Below are 4224 nucleotides of genomic sequence, written 5' to 3' on the forward strand. Positions count from 1 at the left end.
ATGGTGAAGGCCTGAACATTTAGAAGAAGGAGGAGTCTTGTCAAACTTGTCGATACCCACTACGTCGCCAGACGATTACTATCAGCAGCGTATTGATCTGCAACCGGCCTTCAACAGCGATTTATTCCAGCAACTACTCGAACCTGAGAATTTACATCGAGCTTGGCGGCAAGTTAAAGCCAATAAAGGCGCGGCTGGTATCGATGGTATGACTATCGAAGCCTTCCCGATTTGGATGCAACAAGGCGGTTGGCAACAGTGTAAAACTCAACTTGAGCAAGGTAAATATCTACCCTCAGCGGTCAGGCGTGTAGAGATCGATAAACCCGATGGCGGTAAACGCAAATTGGGGATCCCGAACGTCATTGACCGTGTCATACAGCAAGCGATAGCCCAAATACTCACTCCACTGTTTGACCCATTCTTCTCGGATAATAGCTTTGGCTTTAGGCCGAATAGAAATGCCAAACAAGCGGTACTGCAAGTTAAGGGTATCATCAAACAGAAACGTAAATTTGCCGTTGATGTTGATCTGTCCAAGTTCTTTGACCGAGTTAATCATGATTTACTCATGACTCAAATAAAGAGCAAGGTACAGGATAAGCGCCTTTTGGCGCTTATTGGTAAATACCTACGTGCAGGGGTGATGGTCAACGACCAATTTGAAGCAAGCTTTGAAGGAGTAGCTCAAGGCGGTCCACTCTCGCCTTTACTATCAAACATTATGTTGGATAGTTTGGATAAAGAGCTGGAAAGCCGAGGGCATAAATTCGCCCGCTACGCGGACGACTTTATCATATTGGTTAAATCTCAACGAGCAGGTGAACGGGTACTTAATAGCATTACTCACTATCTTGCTACTAAGCTAAAACTGGTCGTTAATACACAGAAAAGCCAAGTGGTTAAGGTAAGTCAAAGCAAGTTCCTCGGGTTTACCTTTAACCGAGGAAAGATCCAGTGGCATGCTAAAACATTACACATTTTCAAACAAAAGATGAGGCGGCTGACGAACCGAAACTGGGGCGTGAGCATGGGTTATCAATTGTTTAAAGTGCGTCAATACATGCAAGGCTGGATCAACTATTTTGGCATCGCTAATGCTTATCAAGGGTGTGTCGACTTAGACCATTGGATCCGTCGTCGCGTACGTATGTGCTACTGGCGTCAGTGGCGAAAACCACGGACTAAGGTGCAAAACCTACTTAAACGTGGCGTCAAAATTCAAGTGGCCGTTGGTTGTGGTATCACAAGCAAAGGCCCATGGAGAAGTTCAAAAACACCAGGGATCCAGCAAGCGCTGAGTAATGAGTATCTGAAGAAAGCAGGATTATATTCACTAAGAGATGGATGGATCGAAGTTCATTATTGTAATAAATAGGCTAACCAGAAAGTAAGTTAGGTGTTCTAAATGAACCGCCCTGTGCGGAGCCGCATGCAGGGTGGTGTGGGGGCTGGAGGTTAGATACCTCCGGCTACCCGATTATGACGATGATTTCATTGATTTATTTTTGATAAATGCAAGTTCAGAAGCTGTAACCCAACAAGCTACAATTAAACATAAATCGCCAAGTACAATTAAATTATCTAGATCCATTTTTATAGCAATAAACATTAAAATAACTGAGGGAATTAGACCAGCAAAGAATGAGCTCTTGAAAAATAAATTATGTGCAAAGTAGGCATACACACCACCAATTGCACCACCTACAACGGCTAGTAACAATAAAAATGCAAAGGCCATAAAAGATAGTTCTAAACCTTCAAAAGAATACCCAAGTAAAAAAAAGAAAATTGGTAATGTTAAAGCTGTTGTTACCAGCTTTGTAATATCATCTTTAGACAATTCTGACTCCTATCCTTATCTGTTATATTTTCATTTCATCTGAGCGCAGCAGAGAAAAGACTTTAAGATCATGATATGAACCTTTCCATTTGCCATGCTGCCTTAATGTACCATCACACTTGAACCCTAACCGCTCCAATACAATTTCAGAAGCCCTATTACCAAGCATTACGTATGCTTCTATTCTGTTGACAAATTTAGGGCACTGCTTAGAAAATGAATACTCAACAACGCTCTTTACAGCTTCCGTAGCATAGCCTTTGCCCCATGAGTCTTTAATAAATTCATACCCAATAACAGCTATGTCATTACTTTCTTCAAAACGGTTAATGCCACAACTACCTATAAAATTGTTAGTTGATTTTTCACGGATTGCCCACCTGACACTTTTGCTTTCTTGAAACCGTTTTGTGTCATTTTCAATTAGCTCAACAGCCTCACTTTCTATGCTGAAATGCAAGTCGTAAAACTCAGTAACATCGCTATCAGAAAACATAGCAAAAATTGATTTGGAATCATCAACAGTTTGCTCATTTAAGATAAGTCTTTTTGTCTCAATTATTGGAAAATTACTCATAACTCTCTGAAAATATAACGCCCACTTAAGCGGACAAAATTGTTGGCTATAATTGTCCGCCAAAGTGGTACAAGATCAAAACGTAGCCAACTGTTTTTGTTCCGTTTAAAGCGCTTGTTATGCCACTTCTATCGCATTATGAATATCTGAAAATAGTAAGTTAAAATGTTCAAATTCGACAGTTTCAAGTTCTACACATTGATCAGAGAAATTATTTTTATTGCCCGAAATTTCAAAAACTTCTGTTCCAAGGATACTTTCACCTTTCATATTATGATTTAGTAATACTTCATTAGAAAAGTAATGTTCTATTACAAAATAGCGTTGTGTAGGTGAACCATTTACAACAAACTGTGCTCTATTAGCAGGAACTGGCAAACATAACCCGAAGATGTTCTTGGTACGATGTTTTCTGATGTTGGAATTCCAGTCATGATCTTCAAATATACCTCGATTCAATCCTTTAAATTGCTCGCCACCTTCCCTATCATTATCAAACAAACCAATAATTATTCTATCTGTTAAAGTAGATATGTATTCAATAGCTCTTCTGACAGAGTCTGCGCTACCAGTTCGGCTACCTTCATCAATTTGTATTCCAGATGAAATTATATTAAATGGGATTGGGGCATCGTTTAACTTATTCCAAGCTGTTGTTAATATTTTTTGGTCTGTTTTACCTTCAGTAATAACTATTGGCAGTTCGTTTCCAATTTCAAGGCTCATCAATACACTTGCCAAGCCTTCCCGAACCATAGGGAAGTTATCAATTTCAAGTGCATCCATCCTGCCTTGTTGTTTAACTGTTGAGTTTAAGTAATATAATTCACCTTCATCTGCTTTATTCACTAACCGATCATTATGCGAAATCAAAAATATCTGACTTTCAACATGTACTCTTAGCTCATCAATTAGATGAGATTGCAGGTCTGAATGGATATGTGAATCAGGCTCGTCAATTAATATTAAACATACCCCGTCTGCGTGTGCTCTCATGTACTCAAGAGTGGAAAAGATCTCAACTACTTGCAAAAAACCACTACCCATCATAGATAAGTCTAATTCTTTACCGTCTTCGGGTTGGACATTAACTCTAACGTGTTCGTCATCTTGTCTATTTCTATTTTTAAACCTAATCGAATATCTTTTTTGTAACACTCTCTCTAAACGAGTTTCCAAATTATCAAATCGATTTACAACACGTGCTGATGAGTCTTCAGTTTTTAAAACCTTATTTCTCAAAACATCATGAGACTTACCAATACTGATCTTTTTGTCTATTTGTGCATTATTGTAAAAAGGCTCATTCTTAATAATTGTAGAGATGGGTCTTGTTTGATATATGAAAATCGCATTCTTTAATGAACATTCTTTATTTTCGATGTGGTTAGAAAAACGGACAAAATCATTGAAACTTTCGTTATTAAATAGTCTGAAGTATGTGTTCTTTATTCCTGGCTTTACAAGCTTAATTTTCAGGTTAAATTCCTCATCTCCGTCAGCTATAACAACTGAAATTGATAACTTTTTACTTCTTGTATTAAAGAAAATATCACTATCGTCAATTATTCTAAGTAAAAATAAATCACTAAATGGTAAATAATAACCAGTACTCGCGTTGTAAAATTTATTTCCATTATCTTGAATTAATGCTTCATATGCACATTTCTATAAGGATAAAGCTTCAAAAACAGTCGTTTTACCTATGTTATTTTCACCGACAATAACGTTAAAGCTATCATTACAATTAAATTCAAGTTTATTGAATGCTTTAAAATTACTAATTGTTATTTTTTTAATATAC

4 protein-coding genes are annotated in these 4224 nt (G+C 37.5%); 1 reads left to right on the plus strand and 3 read right to left on the minus strand.

Annotated elements, in window-relative coordinates; translation table 11 throughout:
• The first annotated feature begins 37 nt into the window (after nucleotides 1-37).
• The gene (gene ltrA, locus BCU91_RS02955; RefSeq protein WP_102530873.1) at nucleotides 38-1378 is read left to right on the plus strand and encodes a group II intron reverse transcriptase/maturase; all 1341 of its coding nucleotides are present in this window, start codon (nucleotides 38-40) and stop codon (nucleotides 1376-1378) included.
• Nucleotides 1379-1480: 102 nt separating this feature from the next.
• Here ltrA and BCU91_RS02960 read toward each other — a convergent pair whose 3' ends face one another.
• The 3 genes from BCU91_RS02960 to BCU91_RS02970 form a co-directional block, all read right to left on the minus strand.
• Nucleotides 1481-1843, minus strand: a complete 363-nt coding sequence (locus tag BCU91_RS02960) for a hypothetical protein (RefSeq protein WP_102530874.1) — start codon at nucleotides 1841-1843, stop codon at nucleotides 1481-1483.
• A gap of 22 nt (nucleotides 1844-1865) precedes the next feature.
• A complete protein-coding gene (locus tag BCU91_RS02965; protein ID WP_102530875.1) occupies nucleotides 1866-2420 on the minus strand; it encodes a GNAT family N-acetyltransferase in 555 nt (184 codons plus the stop codon).
• Nucleotides 2421-2537: 117 nt separating this feature from the next.
• On the minus strand, nucleotides 2538-4067 hold the full coding sequence (locus BCU91_RS02970) for an AAA family ATPase (protein WP_198590423.1): 1530 nt from the start codon (nucleotides 4065-4067) through the stop codon (nucleotides 2538-2540).
• Between the last annotated feature and the right edge of the window lie 157 nt (nucleotides 4068-4224).

This window comes from Shewanella sp. 10N.286.52.B9, from assembly GCF_002873635.1.
In the GTDB taxonomy this organism is placed as follows: domain Bacteria; phylum Pseudomonadota; class Gammaproteobacteria; order Enterobacterales; family Shewanellaceae; genus Shewanella.